This window comes from Tropicibacter naphthalenivorans (genome assembly GCF_900176475.1).
Taxonomy (GTDB): domain Bacteria; phylum Pseudomonadota; class Alphaproteobacteria; order Rhodobacterales; family Rhodobacteraceae; genus Tropicibacter; species Tropicibacter naphthalenivorans.
In genome coordinates, this window is the sequence record NZ_FWXX01000002.1 from 644,363 (window position 1) to 665,526 (window position 21,164).

General features: G+C 63.5%; 16 protein-coding genes. 12 read left to right on the forward strand and 4 right to left on the reverse strand.

What is annotated here, in order from left to right; genetic code table 11:
* Positions 1-69 precede the first annotated feature (69 nt).
* The 6 genes from glyS (at position 70) to glmM (ending at position 9,212) form a co-directional block, all read left to right on the forward strand.
* On the forward strand, positions 70-2,298 hold the full coding sequence (gene glyS / locus B9A11_RS07350; RefSeq protein ID WP_058246552.1) for a glycine--tRNA ligase subunit beta: 2,229 nt from the start codon (positions 70-72) through the stop codon (positions 2,296-2,298).
* A gap of 202 nt (positions 2,299-2,500) precedes the next feature.
* Positions 2,501-4,999 (forward strand): putative PEP-binding protein, encoded by a 2,499-nt coding sequence (locus tag B9A11_RS07355; protein WP_083499803.1) that lies wholly within the window; start codon positions 2,501-2,503, stop codon positions 4,997-4,999.
* 122 nt (positions 5,000-5,121) lie between these two features.
* Entirely contained in the window at positions 5,122-5,763 is a 642-nt protein-coding gene (locus B9A11_RS07360; RefSeq protein WP_083499769.1) for a cell wall hydrolase, read from the forward strand.
* A gap of 107 nt (positions 5,764-5,870) precedes the next feature.
* A complete protein-coding gene (locus tag B9A11_RS07365; RefSeq protein ID WP_058246549.1) occupies positions 5,871-6,809 on the forward strand; it encodes a dihydroneopterin aldolase in 939 nt (312 codons plus the stop codon).
* 41 nt (positions 6,810-6,850) lie between these two features.
* On the forward strand, positions 6,851-7,870 hold the full coding sequence (gene folP, locus B9A11_RS07370; protein WP_058246548.1) for a dihydropteroate synthase: 1,020 nt from the start codon (positions 6,851-6,853) through the stop codon (positions 7,868-7,870).
* On the forward strand, positions 7,860-9,212 hold the full coding sequence (gene glmM / locus B9A11_RS07375) for a phosphoglucosamine mutase (RefSeq protein ID WP_058246547.1): 1,353 nt from the start codon (positions 7,860-7,862) through the stop codon (positions 9,210-9,212). The genes folP and glmM overlap by 11 nt, the downstream gene beginning before the upstream one ends.
* Positions 9,213-9,290: 78 nt before the next feature.
* On the opposite strand, the gene B9A11_RS07380 is transcribed toward glmM, so the two are convergent.
* The 3 genes from B9A11_RS07380 to proS all read right to left on the reverse strand — a co-directional run bounded on the left by B9A11_RS07380 (position 9,291) and on the right by proS (position 11,713).
* On the reverse strand, positions 9,291-9,797 hold the full coding sequence (locus tag B9A11_RS07380; protein ID WP_058246546.1) for a DUF2937 family protein: 507 nt from the start codon (positions 9,795-9,797) through the stop codon (positions 9,291-9,293).
* 10 nt (positions 9,798-9,807) lie between these two features.
* Positions 9,808-10,266 carry a hypothetical protein gene (locus tag B9A11_RS07385; protein ID WP_058246545.1) on the reverse strand — a complete coding sequence of 153 codons (459 nt, stop codon included), beginning with the start codon at positions 10,264-10,266 and terminating at the stop codon, positions 9,808-9,810.
* 103 nt (positions 10,267-10,369) lie between these two features.
* The gene (gene proS, locus B9A11_RS07390; protein ID WP_058246544.1) at positions 10,370-11,713 is read right to left on the reverse strand and encodes a proline--tRNA ligase; all 1,344 of its coding nucleotides are present in this window, start codon (positions 11,711-11,713) and stop codon (positions 10,370-10,372) included.
* A 256-nt stretch (positions 11,714-11,969) separates the two neighbouring features.
* Between proS and B9A11_RS07395 the strand changes: the two genes are divergently transcribed.
* The 6 genes from B9A11_RS07395 to B9A11_RS07420 all read left to right on the forward strand — a co-directional run bounded on the left by B9A11_RS07395 (position 11,970) and on the right by B9A11_RS07420 (position 20,791).
* Positions 11,970-13,439: a pentapeptide repeat-containing protein gene (locus tag B9A11_RS07395; protein WP_058246543.1), complete on the forward strand. Its 1,470-nt coding sequence runs from the start codon at positions 11,970-11,972 to the stop codon at positions 13,437-13,439.
* A 58-nt stretch (positions 13,440-13,497) separates the two neighbouring features.
* On the forward strand, positions 13,498-14,586 hold the full coding sequence (locus B9A11_RS07400) for an AI-2E family transporter (RefSeq protein WP_058246542.1): 1,089 nt from the start codon (positions 13,498-13,500) through the stop codon (positions 14,584-14,586).
* Positions 14,583-15,293 carry a P-loop NTPase family protein gene (locus B9A11_RS07405; RefSeq protein ID WP_058246541.1) on the forward strand — a complete coding sequence of 237 codons (711 nt, stop codon included), beginning with the start codon at positions 14,583-14,585 and terminating at the stop codon, positions 15,291-15,293. Before B9A11_RS07400 ends, B9A11_RS07405 begins: the two co-directional genes overlap by 4 nt.
* Positions 15,294-15,325: 32 nt before the next feature.
* Complete coding sequence (locus tag B9A11_RS07410; protein WP_058246540.1) at positions 15,326-17,497, forward strand: RNA degradosome polyphosphate kinase; 2,172 nt, start codon at positions 15,326-15,328, stop codon at positions 17,495-17,497.
* Positions 17,498-17,791: 294 nt separating this feature from the next.
* On the forward strand, positions 17,792-19,090 hold the full coding sequence (locus tag B9A11_RS07415; RefSeq protein WP_058246539.1) for a flagellin: 1,299 nt from the start codon (positions 17,792-17,794) through the stop codon (positions 19,088-19,090).
* Between the two features lie 156 nt (positions 19,091-19,246).
* Positions 19,247-20,791, forward strand: coding sequence for a Ppx/GppA family phosphatase (locus B9A11_RS07420; protein ID WP_058246538.1), 1,545 nt, complete (start codon positions 19,247-19,249; stop codon positions 20,789-20,791).
* Here the strand turns inward: B9A11_RS07420 and B9A11_RS07425 are convergent.
* Complete coding sequence (locus B9A11_RS07425) at positions 20,788-21,126, reverse strand: hypothetical protein (protein ID WP_058246537.1); 339 nt, start codon at positions 21,124-21,126, stop codon at positions 20,788-20,790. The two genes, B9A11_RS07420 and B9A11_RS07425, sit on opposite strands and share 4 nt — an antisense overlap.
* Between the last annotated feature and the right edge of the window lie 38 nt (positions 21,127-21,164).

Sequence of the window (21,164 nt, forward strand, 5' to 3'; positions counted from 1 at the left end):
CCTGCCCCGGTAATCACCTGCAAAAGAAACCGCCCGCGCTCACCCGCGGGCGCCTGCTTTGGTGAGACGATGCCCGACCTCTTGATCGAACTATTTTCCGAAGAAATCCCGGCCCGGATGCAAGCCAAGGCCGCCGAGGACCTCAAGAAACTGGTGACCGATGGTTTGGTCGAGGCGGGCCTGACCTACGCCGGGGCCGCGGCCTTTTCCACGCCCCGCCGTCTGGCGCTGACCCTTGAGGGGCTGACCAGCAAAAGCCCGACTTTGCGCGAAGAGCGCCGCGGGCCGAAAGTCGGCGCGCCCGAAAAAGCCCTGGAGGGGTTCATGCGCGGGGCCGGTGTCACCCGCGATCAGCTCGAAGAGCGCGAGGAGAAAAAGGGCGCGTTCTACTACGCCACCGTCGTGACCCCCGGTCGCCCCGCCGCCGAGATCATCGCCGAGGTGCTGGACAAGACCGTGCGGAACTTCCCCTGGCCGAAATCCATGCGCTGGGGCGCGGGGTCGCTGCGCTGGGTGCGTCCGCTGCACTCGATCATCTGCCTTTTGACCGATGAATACGGCGCAACCGTGGTCGATCTGGACATCGACGGCATCAAGGCTGGCCAAAGCACCGAAGGCCACCGTTTCATGGGTGATGGCCGTTTCGAAGTGACCTCCTTCGAGGATTACGAGGCGCGTCTTAAAGCCGCCAAGGTCGTCCTGAACGCCTCTGAGCGGGCCGAGACGATCTGGCACGACGCCACCAACATGGCCTTTGCCCAGGGGCTGGAAGTGGTTGAAGACGCTGGCCTTTTGCGCGAAGTCGCGGGTCTGGTGGAATGGCCCGTCACGCTGATGGGCGACATTGGCGAGGATTTCCTTGGCCTGCCGCCCGAGGTGCTGCAAACCTCGATGAAAGAGCACCAGAAATTCTTTTCGGTGAAAAACCCGAAAACCGGCCGGATCGAGAAATTCATCACCGTCGCCAACCGCGAGACCGCCGATCACGGCGCGACGATCCTTGCGGGCAACCAAAAGGTGCTGGCGGCGCGTCTGTCCGACGCCAAGTTCTTCTGGGAAAACGACCTGCGCGTGGCCAAGGATGAGGGCCTGACGGCGTGGACCGAGCGTCTTGGCAACGTGACCTTCCACAACAAGCTGGGCAGCCAGCAGGCGCGCATCCAGCGCATTGCGGACCTCGCGCGCGAGATTGCCCCGGTGGTCGGCGCCGAGCCCGATCAGGCCTATCTTGCCGCGCTGGTGGCCAAGGCCGACCTCAGCTCTGAGATGGTCTATGAATTCCCCGAACTTCAAGGGCTTATGGGGCGGTATTATGCCGAGGCCGCCGGGCTTCCGGCGGACGTGGCTGCCGCGTGTCAGGAACATTACTCGCCGCTTGGCCCGTCCGATGACGTGCCGACCGCGCCTGTGTCTGTCGCCGTGGCACTGGCGGACAAGATCGACACGCTTACCGGGTTCTGGGCCATCGACGAAAAGCCCACAGGGTCCAAAGACCCCTACGCCCTGCGCCGCGCCGCGCTGGGGGTGATCCGTCTGGTGCTGGCCAACGATCTGCGGATGCACCTTGACCGCTTTGTCGACGCGCAGCTGGTGCGCCACGAAAAGCACGTCAAAGCCGATCAGGACGGCGTCGGCGTGCTGGACGACCTGCTGGACGAGATCGCCGAGCACGGCGTCTTTGGCGGCGCGGTCCGCACCCTGCTGGACAAGCTGACCGAGGAGAAACCTCAAGAGGTGCTGCGCACCGTGGGCGATCTGGTCCCCGACCTCAGCACCGATCTGCTCGCCTTCTTCCACGACCGTCTCAAGGTGCACCTGCGCGACGCGGGCATCCGCCATGACGTGATCGACGCTTGCCTGACCATGGACGGGGCCGACGACTTCCGCCTGCTGGTCAGCCGCGCCGAGGCGCTGTCGGCCTTTATGAAGACCGACGACGGGGTCAACCTGCTTCAGGGCTTCAAGCGCGCCAACAACATCCTCACGCAGGCCGAGGAAAAGGACGGGGTCGAATATTCCTACGGCGCGGATGTGAAATTCGCCGAGGAAGACGCGGAAAAGGCGCTTTTTGCCGCCCTCGACGCCGCCGAGGCACAGATCACCCCCGCCATGAAGGCCGAAGATTACGCCGCCGCAATGGAGGCGATGGCCGCCCTGCGCGCGCCGATCGACGCGTTCTTTGAGGCGGTGCAGGTCAACAGCGACAACCAGGTGGTGCGCCGCAACCGCTTGAATTTGCTCAGCCGAATCCGCCACATCTGCCTTCAGACCGCCGATCTGACCCGCGTCGAAGGCTAACTGCCCCAACGTCACGCACGGCCCCTGCCCTCACCGGCGGGGGATTTTCGCGTTTTTGGCGCCACAAAACGTTAACGCGACCTTTGCCTGCCTTGTCATATGCTGCATCGCGCGTATTCTGCGCCGACAGAGAAAAGGTGCCGCAGTGCAGAAAGCCGACCCTCAGAACCCGGATGTCACGGTCATCACGCCGACCTCTCCGATGACGCCCAGCACCCACGGCGGGCGGGCCAAGTGTTTGCAACGCTTGGTGCGTCTGGATTTGCCGGTGCCGCGCACGGTGGCTTTGTCCTTTGCCGCCGTACATGACATTGCCGCCGGGATCATGCCGGATGTGCCTGCCCTGCTGGCCAGCTTTGATGAGGGCGCACTGCTGTGTGTGCGCCCCTCCTCGCAGGATCCCGACTGGGGCGGCCCCGGTGCGATTTTGAACATCGGCATGAATGACGCGCGCTATGTGGAGCTGTCCGACGAGATGGGCGCCGATAGCGCGGCGTCCCTGTATATGCGGTTTGTGCAGTCCTACGCGATCCACGTGGCCCGGCTGGACCCGGATACCTTCGACGAGATCGAAGATACTGGCCGCGACGGGCTGTCCGCCGCGCTGCAAGCCTATGAAGAAGAGGCCGAAGAGCCTTTCCCCCAGGATCCCGTTGTCCAACTGACCGAAGTCTTGCGGTCCATGGCCCGCGCGTGGGAAGGCACCACGGCGCGGCTGCTGCGTCAGGCCCGCGGGGCGCCCGCCGATGCGGGTCTTGGCCTTGTGGTGCAGGAAATGGCGCTGGGGCTGGGGCAAGGCACGGGCGAAAACGGCTCTGGCGTCTTGCAACTGGTTGATTCTGAAACAGGTTTGCAGCAAATCACCGGGCGCTACCTGTCGCAAAGCCAAGGGCGCGAGGCGCTGGAACAGGGCACCGCGAGCCTGTACCTGACGCGCGATCCGCGTGGCCCGTCTTTGGAGGAAATCGCCCCCGAAGCCTTTGCCCAGCTGGTCGCCCATGCCGAGCTGATGCGCGTGCGGCTGCGCGCCGAGATGCAGATCGAGTTCACCATTGAGAACGGTCAGGTGCATATCCTTGACGGTGTGCGGGTGCAGCGGTCGTCCCGCGCCGCCGTGCGGATCGCCGTGCGCTTGGCCGACGATGGCATCATCCCCCGCCAAGAGGCCGTGCTGCGGGTCGAGCCGCGCGGGCTGTCGGAACTGCTCCACCGGCAGATTGCCCCAGAGGCGGTGCGCGACGTGGTGGGCTATGGCGTTGCCGCCTCTCCCGGTGCGGCCACGGGGCGGATCGTGTTTTCCGCCGCCGAGGCGCAGGCCTCCGCCGCGCGCAACGAGCCGTGTATCCTCGTGCGCCGCGAAACCTCGCCCGAGGATATTCGCGGGATGCACGCCGCCGTTGGGGTCTTGACCGAACGCGGCGGGATGACCAGCCACGCGGCGGTGATTGGCCGGGGGCTTGGTCTGCCGTGCGTGGTGGGCGCGGCGCGGATGAAGTTCGACCTCAAGCGCCGCCGCATCACCACCGAAGATCGCCGCACACTCAAAGAGGGCGACATCATCACCATCGACGGCACCAACGGTCAGGTTCTGGCCGGCGCGCCCGAGATGATCGAAGCGGTGCTGGACGACAGCTTTCAGACGCTGATGGCCTGGGCCGATGAGTTCCGCGACATCGGCATCCGCGCCAACGCCGACACTCCCGCCGATGCGGCCACCGCGCGCAACTTTGCCGCCGATGGGATCGGGCTGTGCCGCACCGAACACATGTTCTTTGACGCCGACCGCATCACCCCCATGCGCGAGATGATCTTTGCCGACGCGCCAGAGGATCGTCAGGCGGCGCTGGCGATGTTGCTACCCATGCAGCGCAAGGACTTTACCGAGCTGTTCCGCATCATGGAGGGGCTGCCGGTCTGCATTCGTCTGTTTGACCCGCCTTTGCACGAATTCCTGCCCACCGACCGCGCGGGCCTGCGCGATCTGGCCGAGGCGCTGGACTTGCCGGTGTCGGACGTAACGCGCCGGGTCGAAGCCTTGCAGGAATACAACCCCATGTTGGGGATGCGCGGTGTGCGTCTGGGCATCACGGTGCCGGAAATCTACGACATGCAGGCGCGCGCGATCTTTGAGGCGACGCTGGACGCCAGCCATGATGGCGACCCGGTGGTCCCAGAGATCATGCTGCCCCTCGTCAGCGCCAAGCGCGAGGTCGAGCTGATCCGCACGCGGATCGAAGCCGTCGCCGCCGAGGTGCGCACCCGGCGCGGCCAGGACTTTACCTATCGTCTGGGGGTGATGGTGGAAACGCCGCGCGCCTGCTTGCGCGCCGATGAAATCGCGCCGCACGCGCATTTCCTGTCCTTTGGCACCAACGACCTGACGCAGATGACCTACGGGCTGTCGCGCGACGACGCCGGGCGCTTTATGTCGGAATACGTCCAGCAGGGGCTGTTCGGCGAAGACCCTTTTCACGTTCTGGATGTCGAAGGCGTGGGCGAGCTGGTCGCCACCGGGGTGGAACGCGGCCGTAGCACCAACAACCAGGTCACCCTGTCGATCTGCGGCGAGCACGGCGGCAACCCCGAATCCATCGCTTTTTGTCGCGCCGTGGGCATGGATTACGTCAGTTGTTCGCCTTTTCGGGTGCCCGTCGCCCGCCTTGCGGCAGCACATTTGGCGATACGCAACCAAACCTTGTAGGACTCCGCGACCAAGGCCGCAAGACTCGGCGGCTGGACGAAATATAAAATTTTCTATAAACCGCCTTCCGTCGCGCGGGCCACAGGGCTGTGCGCGGCGTGTAACGGCTGATGAGAAAACCCATGTTTCGACTGCTATGCTTGGCGCTTGCGCTGTTGACCGCCCTGCCCGCGCAGGCCGATTCGATGACAAACGCCAAACGGCTGCTCGAACTGGAGCAAAACGCGCTCGCACGGGCCAGTAGTGGCTATCTCAAATCCTTGCTGACGCCGGTGGCCGCAGGCGCGATCCAAGGGGCCGGCGGGGTGATCTACACCAAGGATTGGCTCAACGCGCAGCCCAGCGCCAAGGGGGGCGCGGAATGGCGCTGTCTGGCCGAGGCGCTGTACTTTGAGGCGCGCGGCGAGACCGTCAAAGGCCAGTTTGCCGTGGCCGAAGTGATCCTGAACCGCGTCGACTCGGGCCGGTTCCCCGACAGCGTCTGCGGTGTGATCAACCAGGGCACGGGCCGCAAGTTCGCCTGCCAGTTCACCTACACCTGCGATGGCCGCCCCGAGCACATCACCGAAACCGCCAGCTGGGAACGTGTGGGCAAGGTCGCCCGCGCGGTGCTGAACGGGCGCGCGCCGCGTGTCCTGACCCAAGGCGCGACCCATTACCACACCACCGCCGTGCGCCCCAAGTGGTCCAAGAAATACACCAAAACCACCAAGATCGGCGTGCACGTCTTTTATCGGCACACCTGGAAGTCGGCCAAAGGTTAACGGGAAGCCTTTAAGGTCGCCTTTGTGGGCCTGAATGCCGCCCCCGGTCTGGGATTGCCCGGCGTTTGCCGCTATGACGCGCGCAAACGATCCAATGGAGGCCGCCCATGGCCAGCGAAATCCGTCTAGCCTTTGCCCATCCGTCCGAGCGCGCCATTGCCACCGCAGGCGACGCCCCGCGCGACCGCATCAGCGTGCGCGACCACGTGGTCGAGGTCGAGATCGGCGCCTTTCAGGCCGAGCGCGGCACCAAGCAGCGCGTGCAGTTCAACGTGGTGGTCGAGGTCATCCCGGTCACTGGCGTCTTGGACGACGATGTCGATCTGATCCTGTCCTACGACCGCGTCACCGAGGCCATCGCGCATGAGCTGGCCGCCGAGCGGCTCAACCTGCTGGAAACCCTGGCCGAACGGATCGCCGAGCGCATCCTTTTGGAGCCGCAGGCCCTGCGCGCCTTTGTGCGCATCGAAAAGCTTGATCGCGGCCCCGGTGCCTTGGGCGTGGAAATTGTCCGCACGAAACGCGACTATGGCGGCCACCTTGAGACACTCGCCGAAGAGGTCGCGCAGGAGCAGCCGCACCCGCGTGTGGTTTACCTCTCGAATGCCGCCATCGAAGACCCGCGGCTGACCGCTTGGGTCGATGAGCTGGCCAGCCGCCGCGCGCCGGTGATCCTTTGCGTGGGTCGCCCCGACCTGCCCGCGCCGCAGACCGGCCATGCCATGACCCAGCGCCGCGTCGATCTGCTGTCTCTGGAACAAAACGGCTGGGTGCTGGCCGCGCGCGACCACCGCTGCAAGGTTGTCGCCACCCGGACCGAGCTGGACTGGGCGATGAAGAACGGCCAGATCTGCGTCTGGGCCCCGTCCAAGATCGTGCTCGATGCCACCCAAGGCCCGCAGGCGCAGCCGCGCGACTCTGTCGCTTTGGCGGCATGGTTCGCTGGCGAAATGGAGGCCTGCGAGCTGGTCGTCATCGGCGAAGATTTGCCGGAAGGCGCCGCAACCCCGGCGCGCGCCGTCACACCCGATGACGCGCTGTTCTGAACGTCTTGCCAAGCGCGCGCGGATCGTTCAGTGACGAAAGCATGACTGATTACTACCGCCCGATTGTTTGCAATGCCCTGCCCATGCCGGATGGGGCTTTGCCCCTTGCGGGCGGGCCGTTGTGGTTCACCCATGCCATGCGCCATGTGCGCGGTGCGGAGCCGGTGCACGTCGCCGTGCAAGAGATCCCGCAAGACTGGCAGGATCGCCTCAGCGCGCCGCGGGCCGCGATGGCCGGGCTGACCTTTGACCGCCCGCATATCATGGGCATCCTCAACGTCACCCCCGACAGCTTTTCCGACGGCGGCTCGCACAATGGCGCGGCGCAGGCCTTGACCCATGCGCGCCAGATGGCCAGCGATGGCGCAACGATTATCGACGTGGGCGGCGAAAGCACCCGCCCCGGCGCGATCACCGTCCCCCCCGAGGCCGAGATCGCCCGGATTGAGCCTGTGATCCGCGCCATTGCCCACGAGGTGACGCTGCCGATTTCCATCGACACGCGCAAATCCTCGGTGGCCGAGGCGGCCTTTGCCGTGGGGGCGAAGATCGTGAACGACGTGTCGGGCTTTACCTATGATCCGATGCTGGGCCAGTATTGCGCCGATCAGAACCTGCCCGTCTGCGTGATGCACACGCAAGGCGAGCCAGAGACCATGCACCTTGACCCGCACTACGACGACGTGCTGCTGGACGTGTATGATTTCCTCGAAACGCAGGTCCAGAGCCTCGAGGCCATGGGGATCATGCGGTCCAAGATCATCGTTGATCCGGGCATCGGCTTTGGCAAGACGATTGACCATAACCTGACGGTTCTGCATGGCATGGCGCTGTTTCACGGGCTGGGCTGCCCGGTGCTGATCGGTGCCTCGCGCAAGGGGTTCATCGGCAAGATTTCCGGCGCCAACCCCGCCTCGGCGCGGATGCCCGGATCGGTCTCTGTGGCCCTTGCGGCGGTGGCGCAGGGCATGCAGATCGTGCGGGTGCATGACGTGGCCGAAACGGCCCAGGCAATTTCCATTTGGCAAGCAATTTCTCAAGGAGCGTATTATGACGCGTAAGCTTTTTGGCACCGACGGGGTGCGCGGGACAGCGAACACCTACCCGATGACCGCCGAGATGGCGCTGGGTCTGGGGGCGGCCGTTGGCCGCTATTTTCGCAATGAGCACAATGGTGTGCACCGTGTGGTGATCGGCAAGGACACGCGCCTGTCCGGATACATGTTCGAAAACGCGCTGACCGCGGGCCTGACCAGCACCGGCATGAACGTGCTGCTGCTGGGGCCGGTGCCGACGCCTGCGGTGGGGCTGTTGACGCCGTCCATGCGGGCCGATCTGGGCATCATGATTTCGGCCAGCCACAACCCGGCGGCGGACAACGGGATCAAGTTCTTTGGCCCCGACGGCTTTAAGCTGTCCGACGAGGTCGAGGCGGAAATCGAGGCGATGGTCGCCGCCGGGGTCCATCCCGCCCAGCCGCAGAACATCGGCCGCGCCAAGCGCATCGACGATGGCCGCTCGCGCTATCAGGAGCGGGTGAAATCGACCCTGCCGAGCGGCCTGCGTCTGGATGGCATCAAGGTGGTGATCGACTGCGCCAACGGGGCGGCCTATCGCGCAGCCCCCGAAGTCCTGTGGGAGCTGGGCGCTGACGTGGTCGCCATCGGCACAGAGCCGAACGGGCTGAACATCAACCAGGAATGCGGCTCGACCAAGCCGCAGCGCGCCGCCGACGCGGTGCTGCGCCACAGCGCGGATGTGGGCATCTGTCTGGATGGCGACGCCGACCGCATCATCCTTATCGACGAAAAGGGTCAGGTGGCCGATGGCGACCAGCTGATGGGGCTGATGGCCTCGCGCTGGGGGGCCGAAGGGCGTCTGGCCGGGGGCGCGCTTGTGGCGACGGTGATGTCGAACCTCGGGCTGGAGCGGCACATGGAGTCGCAGGGCCTGCGGCTGGAACGCACCAAGGTGGGCGACCGCTACGTGGTGGAACGGATGCGTCAGGGCGGCTTTAACCTCGGCGGCGAACAGTCGGGCCATATCGTGATGACGGATTATGCCACGACGGGCGACGGGTTGATGGCGGGCTTGCAGTTCCTTGCGGAAATGGTGCGCAGCAACCGCACGGCGTCCGAGCTGACCGACTGCTTTACCCCGGTGCCGCAGCTGCTGAAAAACGTGCGCTTCGAGGCCGGACAAACCCCGCTGGAGGCGGCGGGCGTCAAGGCGGCGATTGAACAGGCCGAAGGGCAGCTGCAAGGCAAGGGCCGCCTGTTGATCCGAAAATCGGGGACCGAACCGCTGATCCGCGTGATGGCGGAATGCGAGGACGACGGATTGCTCACGCAGGTTGTCGACGGCATCGTCGCGGAAATTCAGGCGGCGACGGTTCCGGCCTGAGGAGACAAATTCCTTTCAAGGAATTTGCAAATCTTTTGGAAAAGATTTGGCCCGCGCGAGACGACAGCGCGGGCTATTTCACGCCGCCCGGCGGCGAAACAGCAGCGACCAGCCACCCGAAAGAAACGCCCAAACCGCCGAGACCGTCAACCAGCCCCCGGCGAACCCCGTCCCGGCAAAAACCGCGCCTTCAAAGGTCACCGGCACGGCGGGCTCAAACGCCTCCCACGCGCGGGCGGCGATCTCTGGGTCTTCCATCCACGCCGCCTGTTTGGCGCGCATGAACGGGCCCGCATCTTGCAACCGCGTCAAAGCCGCTGAGAGGCGCTCATACCGCGCAATATCCGCCGCCATGTTCTGCGCTTGGGTTTGGGCCAGCGGACCTTCGGCGGCCAAGGTCTCTAGATACGCGGGCAACCCCATGCCAGCCGCCTCGGCGTCGCCTTGATAGCGCGTCACCTGCCGCGCCAGCTCGTCCACCGCGCCGCCGAGGCGCTGCTTATACTGCTGAGAATACTCGGGAAATTGCGACGAGACCCCCGCCCCGGCCAGCCCCGCCACCAATGTCAGCGCGCGTAGGATCATCGCCCCGACCCTAGCACGGCCCAAAGCCCAGCGACTTGCCGAACCGCCCCGGCAAATCGTCATAGCGCGACCGGAACTCCACCGGGTAGGTCACTTCGAAGAACGCCCGTGCGTCCTCGCCGCCGCAGGTCTGGCCATCCTCGACGCGCAGGTAGAACACCTCGCGCCCGAGGTAGCCGGACAGCACGAACCACGTCTTGCCGCCCGCCTCGTAGGTGATCTCGGCCCCTTGTTCGAGGTAGCTGGACTTGCGAAAGGCGCGCTCGTCCGCCAGGGGCTCGATCTGCCAGCTGCCCCAAACGCTCAGCCGCCCGCCCGCGCGGTCGGTAAAGCCGCGCCCGTCGTCATTGCCCGGCGGGGGCAGCATTTCGAACCCACCCGGCACGTCCAAGGTTACGCCATAGCGCCCATAGACCCCGGCCAAGGCCGCGTCCCCCAGCATCACCAACGCCAGCACAAGTTTCTTCATCGCCACTCTCCTGTTGCGCCCAATTTGCCCAGCCAAGCGCCCGTGCACAAACAAAAACGCGCGCCAGCGAGGGGCGCGCGTTTCCATGTCTTCCAAGACCAAATCAGGCCGAGGCTTTGCCGTAAATCTGTGCGATCCGCGCGATGGCCTGTTCGGGGGGCAGCTCTTCGCTCTCGCCGGTGCGGCGCGAGGTCAGCTCGACCACGCCGTTTTTCAGGCCGCGCGGCCCCACGGTGATCCGCCACGGCAGGCCGATCAGGTCCATGGTCGCGAACTTGCCACCGGCGCGTTCGTTGCGGTCGTCATACAGCGGCTCAAGGCCCAGCGCGGTGAGCGACTTGTAGATCGCCTCGCAGGCCTCATCGGCCTCGGCGTCGCCCTGCTTGAGGTTGACGATCCCGCAATGGAAAGGCGTCACGCCCTCGGGCCAGATGATGCCCTTGTCGTCGTGGCTTGCTTCGATGATCGCGCCCAGCAGACGCGACACGCCGATCCCGTGGCTGCCCATGTGCACCGGCACCTTGGCGCCATCCGGGCCTTGGACCGTGGCGCCCATGGCTTCGGAGTATTTGGTGCCGAAATAGAAGATCTGGCCAACTTCGATGCCGCGCGCGCTGCGGCGGCGTTCCTCAGGCACCTCGTTAAAGATCGCCTCGTCGTGGGTCTCATCCGTGCGGGCATAGCGCGAGGTGAACTCTTCGAGAACCGCCTGACACTGTTCAACGTTGTCGTAGTCGATCTCGCGGTCGCCGAACTTCAGATCGGTGATCTGGCTGTCATAGAACACTTCGGATTCGCCGGTTTCCGCCAGCACGAGGAATTCGTGGGTGTAGTCGCCGCCAATCGGGCCACCGTCGGCGCGCATGGGGATCGCTTGCAGGCCCATGCGTTCGTAGGTGCGCAGGTAGCTCACGAGGTGGCGGTTGTAGGCGTGCAGCGCGTCCTCTTTGGTCAGGTCAAAGTTGTACCCATCCTTCATAAAGAACTCGCGCCCGCGCATCACGCCAAAGCGCGGACGGATCTCGTCGCGGAACTTCCACTGCACCTGGTACAGGGTCAGCGGCAGGTCCTTGTAAGAGGACACGTTCGAGCGGAAGACATCGGTGATCTGCTCTTCGTTGGTGGGACCGTACAGCATGTCGCGGTCGTGGCGGTCGGTGATGCGCAGCATTTCCTGACCGTAGTCGTCGTAGCGGCCGGACTCTTTCCACAGCTCGGCGGACTGGATGGTCGGCATCAGCATGGGGATGTGACCTGCGCGGGCCTGTTCCTCGTGGACGATATTCTCGATGTTCTTGAGAACCTTAAAGCCCAGCGGCAGCCAGGTGTAGATCCCGGCGGAGGCTTGTTTGATCATCCCGGCGCGCAGCATGTAGCGGTGGCTGACGATCTGCGCTTCGGCGGGCGTTTCCTTGAGGACGGGCAGGAAGTAACGGGACAGACGCATGGCGGCTCCATAAGAGGTGGTTGCCTTGTCCTAGCCTGCTGTCTCGGGTCAGGCAATCCCCCGGTGGGTGGGCCTTGGCCTCAAGTCCAAGGGCTGCGCCTGCCTGGGCGGGCGCGAATGCGTCCGACTTTGTTGAATGCAGACCTCTGGTCTGACGGGGCAGGCAGGCGCAGCCCGGCGATGCCGGGCAAATCCGCTTTCCTTATACGTGTGCAAAGTCCAAACTGTCGCCAAACCGCACCAAGACGAGACGGGCATGACCGAGACTTTCACACTTACGTTTCCAGTATCGCCATTGGTTGGCCAAGTTCTCCTTGCTGCAATCGCTTTAGCGCTCACGACGGGCATCGCCTTTTGGGTGCTGAAAAAAGTGCGACCGACGCCGACGTCCTCCAATGCTCTGACGCTTCTTCAAGCGTTTGCTTTGATCTTCGCGCCGATCTGGACCCTAGTTTTGGGTGGCACGCTGTGGAACCTATGGCTTCTGTTTACCGAAGGAGGGTCAGTCCTGAAGGAGGCCCAAGGGCTCGGCATCGGCGCACTAATCGCCGCTCTGCTCGGCTCGCCCTTCGTGGTCTGGGGCACGATCCTGAAACAAAAGACCGTGGATTTCCAAAAAGAAGGCCACATCACCGACCGGATCAACAAGGCGGTCGAGATGCTGGGCGCGGAGAAGACGGTCAAAGAAGTGGTGCCCGGCGAAAACGGCAAGGACACGTCAGTCGAGCGCACCGTCCCCAACATCGAAGTCCGCCTCGGCGCGTTGCTGTCGCTGGAACGCATCGCCCAAGACAGCACCCGCTACGACAAAGGCCGAGACCACGTCCGCGTGATGGAAATCCTCTGCGCCTATGTGCGCGAGAATGCGCCTGCGAGTGAAGCGCAGATGAGCTTGCGCGAAAAATGGGTATTGTGGAATAAATCAACTACTCCGGAAAACCAGAATGCAAACACCGACTACTTTGTAAAAGCACACGCGCTCAAAGATGTTGAGACCCTTCACCGCGAGACAAACTATGCTTCCGTTAAAAAGTGGTCAACCAGCTTACCCAAGCCTCGTTCGGATATACAACTAGCCATAACTATTATCGGTCGCAGGTCCGCATCTCAAAAAGAAATTGAGGCGGTGTGGCTTGCGGGAGAATCGAACGAAAACCGTTGGCCATTCTCAGTAGGATTCGCTGAACAGGACGCCGCCAAAGATCACCTCGGGACATACCAAGGTTACCGGTTGGACTTGCGCCACTCAAACCTCCAAGCGATAGATTTCAAAGATTTGGATTTTGCAGCGGCTAGGTTCGATTATAGCCGTCTAGATGCGGCAAACCTTTGGCGCTGCCACTTGATTGGATGCCTATTTATCGAAACGAGTTTTGTGGGTGCCGATTTTTCACAAACCAAGTTACACTTTTCGCAGGCAGTTCTCTCCAATTTCGAAGCTTGCAGTTTCAACAACACCTACTTGGATGATTTTTCACCGATAGCATCAGAGTATGGTGGTGCTGCTTTCCGAAATTGCAGACCTGATTTTGGCTTGGGTTGGATGATTGCAGCGAGGAATACATTTGCAGACGCCAGTGTTAAACTCCTTCCTGACGTGGAACGACCGAAGCACTGGCCGGATTGGGAGCTAACCGAATTTCATGACAACTCGTTTCACACTCAATACCAAAAATGGCTCGCCAACCCTGACGCCTACACGCCGCCCCCTCCGCCCCACCATTAACCCTTGATTTCTGCACCTGCACGGCTGATCTAAGAGGGGCGCAAGACAAGGAAAGCTCATGGCTCTGCCCGTTCGGCAACAGATGAAATATTGGGGGATCGCGGCGGCGGTCTTTGCGGTTGTGCTGTGGTACCTCGGCGATGTGCTGCTCCCCTTTATCCTTGGGGCGGCGATTGCCTATTTCCTGGATCCCGTGGCGGACAGGCTTGAAAACACTGGGTTTTCCCGAGGGGCCGCGACGGGCATCATCACCGTCGTCGCGCTGGTCACCTTTATCGTGCTGGCCCTTGCCGTCGTCCCTGCGCTGGTGCAGCAGGCGGTGCAGCTGTTCGATACCGCGCCAAAGCTCTTTGAGAACCTCCAGACCTTTGTGGCCACCCATGCGCCCGATATCCTGATCCAGGACGGGGTGGTGCGCGATACGCTGAACTCCATCGGGCAGACGATCCGCGACAAGGGCGGCGAGCTGGTGCAGACCGCGCTGACCTCTGCCGCCTCGCTGATCAACATCGCGCTGCTGTTCGTGATCGTGCCGGTGGTGGCGGTCTACATGCTGCTCGACTGGGACAATATGGTCGCGCGCATCGACGAGCTGACGCCGCTGGACCACCGCCAGACGATCCGCACGCTGGCCTCTGACGTGGACCGGGTCTTGGCCGGGTTCGTGCGCGGGATGGGCACCGTGTGCCTGATCCTTGGGGTCTATTACGCCTTTGGGCTGTGGCTGGTGGGCTTGCAGTTCGGGCTGGTCGTGGGCGTCATCGCGGGGCTTTTGACCTTTATTCCCTACGTGGGTGCCATCGTCGGCGGCGTTCTGGCCATCGGCCTTGCGCTGTTCCAATACTGGGGCGCGGCCCCGGCAGGAGAGGCCGACTGGATCCGCATCATCATCGTCTGGGCGATCTTCCAGTCCGGGCAATTCATCGAAGGCAACTTCCTCACCCCCAAGCTGGTCGGCGAAAGCGTCGGTCTGCACCCGGTCTGGCTGCTGCTGGCGCTGTCGGTGTTCGGCTCGCTGTTCGGGTTCGTGGGGATGCTGGTGGCGGTGCCGCTGGCGGCGGCTTTGGGCGTGTTTGCCCGCTTTGCCACCCAACAATACCGCGACAGCCGCCTGTATCGCGGCCTGTCGGAGCAGGACACAGAATGACCCATCCAAAGCAGTTGGCCCTACCCCTGCCGTCCCGCGCGGCACTGGGGCGAGAGGACTTTTACGTCACGACCGCCAATGCGCTGGCCGTGGCGCAGATCGAAGGCTGGCAAATCTGGCCGAACCGCAAGTTCATCCTGTCGGGGCCAAAGGGCGCGGGCAAGACGCATCTCGCCCACGTCTGGGCGCAGCTGACCGGGGCGCAGATCATGCCCGCGCGTGATCTGACAAACGCCGACATCCCCGCGCTTGCGCAGGGCGCGGTCTGCGTCGAGGATGTCGAAGAGATCGCGGGCGACCGCCCCGCCGAAGAGGCGCTGTTCCACCTGCACAACCTGGTGCTGGCGCAGGGGCACGCCTTGCTGCTGACCTCGCGCAATGCCCCGGCGCAGTGGGCCTTGACCCTGCCGGACCTGAAAAGCCGGGTGATGGGCGCGCAGGCCGCCACGCTGGCCGAACCCGACGACGATCTGCTGTCCGCCCTGCTGGCCAAGCTCTTTGCCGACCGCCAGATCGTGCCCGCCCATGACGTGATCCCCTACCTGACCAAGCACATGCCGCGCAGCTATCGCGCCGCGCAGGAAATCGTCGACACGCTCGACACGCAGGCGCTGGCCCGGCCCAAGGGCGTCAGCCGCCCGCTGGCCATCAGCGTCATCGAGTCCCTTGCAGAGCTGCTTCAAGAGGATCACACTCGGGCTTCATAAAAACGTTGCATTCCGAACGGCATAAGCCCCCCATGACCCAAGCTGACTTTCTCAAATCCCCGCTTCCCGCCCCCGCCGAGCTGCCCGATCTGGACCTGACCGGCCCGCAGCGGTTCAACAACCGTGAACTGTCGTGGTTGGGCTTTAACTGGCGTGTGCTCGAAGAGGCCGAGAACCCGCGGGTGCCGCTGCTGGAGCGGCTGCGCTTTGTGTCGATTTCGGCGGCCAACCTTGACGAATTCTACACGGTGCGCGTGGCAGGCTTGCGCGAATTGGCGCAGGCCGGGAACACCACCCCCGCCGCCGACGGGCTGACCCCGGCCGAGCAGCTGGTGCTGATCGACGAGGATGCGCGCAACCTGATGGCGGCGCAGCAACGCGCGCTTGGCGAGCTGCGCACCCAGATGGAGGCCGAGGGCATCAGCATCGTCGGCCTTGACGGTCTGTCGCAGGACGACATCGACTATCTGGAAACTGCCTTTCTGGACAATGTCTTTCCTGTGCTCTCGCCGCTGGCCATCGACCCGGCGCACCCCTTTCCGTTCATCGCGAACATGGGCTACTGCCTTGCGCTGCAACTGGAACGGATGCGCGACCGCCGCGCGCTTCAGGCGCTGTTGCCGATCCCGGCGCAGATCGACCGCTTTATGAAGCTGCCCGCGCCGGACGGTCAGCACCGCTTTATCCTGCTCGAAGACGTGGTTTTGCTGCACGTCGACAGCCTCTTTCCCGGCTACCGGGTCAAGGATCACTTTGGCTTTCGGGTGCTGCGCGACAGCGATCTCGAAGTCGAGGAAGAGGCCGAAGACCTCGTGCGCGAATTCGAAGTGGCGCTGAAACGGCGGCGGCGGGGCGAGGTTGTGCGCCTGACCGTCTCCAAGGGCGCGCCAAAGGCCTTGCGCGGCATTGTCATGCGAGAGCTGCATGTGCGCGACGAAGAGGTGATCGAGCTGGATGGGATGATTGGCGTCGCCGACACCAAGGAACTGGTGCTGGACGACCGCCCCGACCTGCTGTGGCCGGTGTTCACCCCGCGTGTGCCGGAACGGGTGCAGGACCACGACGGCGACATGTTCGACGCGATCAAGCAAAAGGACATGCTGCTGCACCACCCCTATGAGACCTTCGATATGGTGGTGCGGTTCCTCAATCAGGCGGCCAGGGACCCGGACGTGGTAGCGATCAAGCAGACGCTGTATCGCACGTCCAAACGCTCGCCCATCGTCTCGGCGCTGTGCGAGGCTGCCGAGGATGGCAAGTCGGTGACCGCGCTGGTCGAGCTGAAAGCGCGCTTTGACGAGGCCGCCAACATCCGCCAGTCGCGGCGGCTGGAGCGGTCGGGCGCGCACGTGGTTTACGGCTTTCTCGACTGGAAAACCCACGCCAAGATTTCCCAAGTGGTGCGCCGCGAGGGTGACCGCCTTGTGACCTATACCCACTGGGGCACCGGCAACTACCACCCGATCACGGCCAAGATTTACACCGACCTGTCGTTCTTTACCTGCGATGCGGCACTGGGGCGCGATGCGGCCAAGATCTTTAACTACCTCAGCGGCTACGCCATGCCGGCCAAGCTGGAGAACCTGAAAATCTCTCCGCATACGCTGAAACCGTCAATGATCGAGCTGATCGAGGCCGAGATTGCCCATGCGCAGGCGGGCCGCCCCGCTGAAATCTGGCTCAAGATGAACTCTCTGATTGAACCGGACATGATCGACGCGCTGTATCGTGCCTCGCAGGCGGGGGTGCGCATCGAGTGCGTGATCCGCGGCATTTGCGGGCTGCGCCCCGGCGTCAAAGGTCTGTCCGAGAACATCCGGGTCAAGTCGATCATCGGGCGTTTTTTGGAACACAGCCGGATCATATGCTTTGGCAATGGTCACGGGCTGCCGAATGCGGGCGCGCGGGTGTTCATGTCGTCGGCGGATTGGATGGGGCGCAACCTCAACCGGCGCGTGGAAACCGGGGTCGAGATCCTCAACCCCACGGTCAAGGCGCAGATCGTCAGCCAGATCATGGCCGCCAACCTTGCCGACACCGCGCAAAGCTGGGTGATGGAACCCTCGGGGCATTTCGTGCGCCATCCCGTCCCGGAGGGCGTCAAACCGTTCAACTGCCACCGCTTTTTCATGGAGAATCCCTCTTTGTCGGGGCGCGGATCGGCGGGGGCGGCCGATGTGCCGGACCTGACACATGATGACTAGCGCGTTAACCTTGCGCTTACACAAATGAAGTGAAATCAAGAGCTTCGGGGGCGTTTCTGCCCCCGTTGACACATTTCTGCCCGATTTCGCCGCACAATTGCCTTGGAATCACCTTTGCGCTGCCGGGATTCGTTAAAGGCCGGTTAAGCACATTAAGGCAATTTAACACCTGCATCGAAATCCGATGGCGCGGCCCTGAAACACGGGGCGCAATGTCAGAATGACTTTGGTCCGATCGGCGTAGTCCGGTCATTCTGGCGTAAAAAACGCCTTAACACCGTAAAGGCGAGTGTAATGTCGAGCATCTTAACAAACCGTGGGGCAACGGTCGCCCTACAAACCCTGAGATCCATCAACGACCAATTGTCCACCGTTCAGACCGAAATCTCGACCGGGCGCAAAGTATCGCAACCGGGCGACAACTCGGCCGTTTGGGCAATCTCGAAAACCATGGAAGCGGACGTGCGCGGGTTCAAAGGCGTGTCCGACAGCCTGAACCTTGGGCAATCCACCGTGTCCGTTGCGCGCCAGGGCGCCGAGACCATCTCTGAGCTGCTGACCGAGGTCAAAGGCAAGGTCGTCGCCGCGCAGGAAAGCAACGTCGACCGCAACAAGATCCAAGCCGATATCGAGGCGCTGACCGAGCAGATCGGCTCTATCGTCAATGCCGCGTCGTTCAATGGGCAGAACCTGCTCAAGAACTCCGACACCGAAGCCGGGTCGGGCGACATCGACGTGCTGGCGTCGATCAACCGGTCCCCGACTGGCGTGACCACCTCTGACATCAACATCGACAAGATCGATCTGGGCATCAACGAGGGCAGCGTTGCAGCCACGGGGGGCACCTTTGCCGCCGCGGCCGCCACCGGCACCGTCAACGCCACGCAATCGGTGGACATCGACGTCAGCGGCCTGACCGTCGAAACCGGCACGGCGTTTTCGCTTCAGATCTTTGGCACCGACGGCGACAATTCCAGCTTTACCGCCGCCGATTACCAAAGCACCGCCGCCGCCGCGCAGACCCAGGCCGAGATGGCCGCAGGCGACATGACCTACGTGGCCCGCGACGGCGACACCATGGAAGACGTGGTCTACGCGCTTGGCAAAAAGTGGGAAGCCTACGCGCAGGGCAACGGCCTGAGCTCTGACGTTCTGGACCTTGATTTCAAGGGCAGCACCATCACCGCCTCGTCCAATGTGACCGATGGCACGGACAGCATCGCGGTCAACGTCAGCACCATTTCGGCGGACGCGGGCAACACCATTGCGGGCGGTCTGGCGGATCTAGCCTCTATGGATGTGACCTCTGACGCGGGGGCCAGCAAGGCCTTGGGTCAGGTCGAGGCGCTGCTGGGCATTGCCGTCGACGCCGCTGCCTCCTTTGGCTCGGATGAGCGCCGCCTGCAAACGCAGAACGACTTTATCTCGGGGCTGTCCGACTCTCTCAAGTCGGGGATTGGCACGCTGGTCGACACCGACATGGAAGAGGCCTCGGCCAAGCTTCAGGCGCTGCAAGTCCAGCAGCAGCTTGCGATGCAGTCGCTATCCATTGCCAACTCGCAACCGCAAAGCATGTTGGCGCTGTTCCGCTAAGTCTTTGCGCTAAAATGACATTGGTGCCGGCCCCGGTCCTTACGTGACTGGCACCATGTCCCCCTTTTCCCTGCAAAAGTTTGCCGTGCTGTGCCGGTCCGGTGATTGACCCTGCCCCGCGCTACGGGCCATAAGTTTGAAAAGACAGGGAATCCGATGCACGCGCATGATGACACTCACGGGCACTGGGACCCGTTCGGCCATCCTCTTTTCAACGATCCCAAGGCGCGCGCGCTAAGCCGGGTCGGCGTGGTGGATATCGGCTCCAACTCGGTGCGTCTGGTGGTGTTTGACGGCGCCGCCCGCAGCCCGGCCTATTTCTTTAACGAGAAAATTCTGTGCGGTCTGGGCGCCGGCATGGCCGAAACGGGCCGCCTGAACCCGCAGGGGCGTGAACGGGCCTTGCGCGCCATGAAACGGTTCAAGCTGCTGGCCGAGGGCATGGACCTGCCCGCTGTCACCGTGGTTGCCACCGCCGCCATGCGCGACGCCGAGGACGGGCCAGAGTTCCGCAAGCTGCTGGAAAAGGAAACCGGCCTCAAGGTGCACGTGATCGACGGCACCGAAGAGGCGCGCCTGTCCGCCCAAGGGGTGCTGCTGGGCTGGCCTGCCTCCTATGGCTTGGTGTGCGATATTGGCGGCTCTTCGATGGAGCTGGCCGAAATCCAGAAAGGCGAGATCGGGCGGCGCATCACCTCTCCGCTTGGGCCGCTGAAACTGCAAGGGCTGGGCGACGATCCCAAGGCGCGGGCCAAACACATCGCCAAGGAAATGCAGAAGCTGGCGGACCACATGGGCACCCAGCGCGACCGGTTGTTCCTTGTGGGCGGCTCGTGGCGCGCCATTGCCAAGATCGACATGGAGCGGCGCGATTACCCGCTGCACGTGCTGCACGAATACCGGATGGATGCGAAATCCGTCGCCGACACCATCGCCTTTATCAAGGACCAAGACCCAGAGGCGCTGCGCAAAAGCTGCGGCATTTCCTCGACCCGGATGGCGCTGGTGCCCATCGCTGCCGAGGTCCTGTCCGAGCTTTGCGCCACCTTCCAGCCCAAGGACATCGCCATTTCCAGCTATGGCATCCGCGAAGGGCTGCTGTTCGAACAGATGCCGCAAGACCTGCGCGACCGCGATCCCCTGATCGAGGCCTGCCGCTTTGCCGAGGCCAAGGATGCGCGCCTGCCGGGCTTTGGCTCGGCGCTGTATCACTTCGTCATGCCGCTGTTCCCCGACGCGCTGCCGACCATGCGCCGCCTGATCAAGGCCGCCTGCCTGCTGCATGACGTCAGCTGGCGCGCGCACCCCGATTACCGCGCCGAGACCTGTTTCGACAACGCCACCCGCGCCAACCTCGGCGGGCTCAAGCATTGGGAACGGGTGTTCCTTGGCCTTGCGCTGCTGCACCGTTATCGCAACAAACGCGAGGGCACGCGGTTTGAGCACCTGTATGACCTGCTCGACCTGATCCACCAGCAAGAGGCTGAAATCCTTGGCAAAGCCATGCGTCTGGGGGCGATGCTCTGGACGTTGGAGGCCGAAGAGGCAGAGGTGCGTCTGGAGTGGGATCGCGAGGCGTCGACGCTGCGGCTGCACCTGTCCGAGGCGACAGAGGCGCTGTTCGGCGAGGTGGCCGAGTCGCGCTTTAAATCCTTGGCGCAATCGCTCGGGGCCGAGAATTTCGAAAGCGTGACGGGCTAAAGCTCAATCGCCTCTTGCTCGACCTCTTCGGGGGTCTTGCGGCGCAGGATAATGTCCCCGTTCGGCAGGATTTCCGGCGGGTGGTACAGCGACCAATCCTCGACCTGATCCATCAGATCGCGCAGCGCCGGGCCCATCTCGGCCATAAAATCATCCAGCATCGGCCCCATGTCGCGGGCCATGCCTTCGAGGTCTTTCAGCGCCGGTTCCATCTCGTCCATGAGGCCGCGCATGAACAGGCGCGCGCCCTCTTCCATCAGGGACAGGCCTTCTTCCTCCGCCATGGCGGGGGTGGTCATCAGGGTCAGGGCTAGCACGGGCACAAAACGTTTCATAACGCCAATATAGGCCCCCTGCCCCAAATCACCAAGCG

Excerpts from the sequence above, each read along its gene's own strand:
- B9A11_RS07405 (WP_058246541.1), top strand. The coding sequence starts at position 14,583 with ATGACCCATCCAAAGCAGTTGGCCCTACCCCTGCCGTCCCGCGCGGCA.
- glmM (WP_058246547.1), top strand. The coding sequence starts at position 7,860 with ATGACGCGTAAGCTTTTTGGCACCGACGGGGTGCGCGGGACAGCGAAC.
- B9A11_RS07395 (WP_058246543.1), top strand. The coding sequence starts at position 11,970 with ATGACCGAGACTTTCACACTTACGTTTCCAGTATCGCCATTGGTTGGC.
- B9A11_RS07385 (WP_058246545.1), bottom strand. The coding sequence starts at position 10,266 with ATGAAGAAACTTGTGCTGGCGTTGGTGATGCTGGGGGACGCGGCCTTG.
- B9A11_RS07410 (WP_058246540.1), top strand. The coding sequence starts at position 15,326 with ATGACCCAAGCTGACTTTCTCAAATCCCCGCTTCCCGCCCCCGCCGAG.
- B9A11_RS07360 (WP_083499769.1), top strand. The coding sequence starts at position 5,122 with ATGTTTCGACTGCTATGCTTGGCGCTTGCGCTGTTGACCGCCCTGCCC.
- folP (WP_058246548.1), top strand. The coding sequence starts at position 6,851 with ATGACTGATTACTACCGCCCGATTGTTTGCAATGCCCTGCCCATGCCG.
- B9A11_RS07355 (WP_083499803.1), top strand. The coding sequence starts at position 2,501 with ATGACGCCCAGCACCCACGGCGGGCGGGCCAAGTGTTTGCAACGCTTG.
- glyS (WP_058246552.1), top strand. The coding sequence starts at position 70 with ATGCCCGACCTCTTGATCGAACTATTTTCCGAAGAAATCCCGGCCCGG.
- proS (WP_058246544.1), bottom strand. The coding sequence starts at position 11,713 with ATGCGTCTGTCCCGTTACTTCCTGCCCGTCCTCAAGGAAACGCCCGCC.
- B9A11_RS07415 (WP_058246539.1), top strand. The coding sequence starts at position 17,792 with ATGTCGAGCATCTTAACAAACCGTGGGGCAACGGTCGCCCTACAAACC.
- B9A11_RS07380 (WP_058246546.1), bottom strand. The coding sequence starts at position 9,797 with ATGATCCTACGCGCGCTGACATTGGTGGCGGGGCTGGCCGGGGCGGGG.
- B9A11_RS07400 (WP_058246542.1), top strand. The coding sequence starts at position 13,498 with ATGGCTCTGCCCGTTCGGCAACAGATGAAATATTGGGGGATCGCGGCG.
- B9A11_RS07425 (WP_058246537.1), bottom strand. The coding sequence starts at position 21,126 with ATGAAACGTTTTGTGCCCGTGCTAGCCCTGACCCTGATGACCACCCCC.
- B9A11_RS07365 (WP_058246549.1), top strand. The coding sequence starts at position 5,871 with ATGGCCAGCGAAATCCGTCTAGCCTTTGCCCATCCGTCCGAGCGCGCC.
- B9A11_RS07420 (WP_058246538.1), top strand. The coding sequence starts at position 19,247 with ATGCACGCGCATGATGACACTCACGGGCACTGGGACCCGTTCGGCCAT.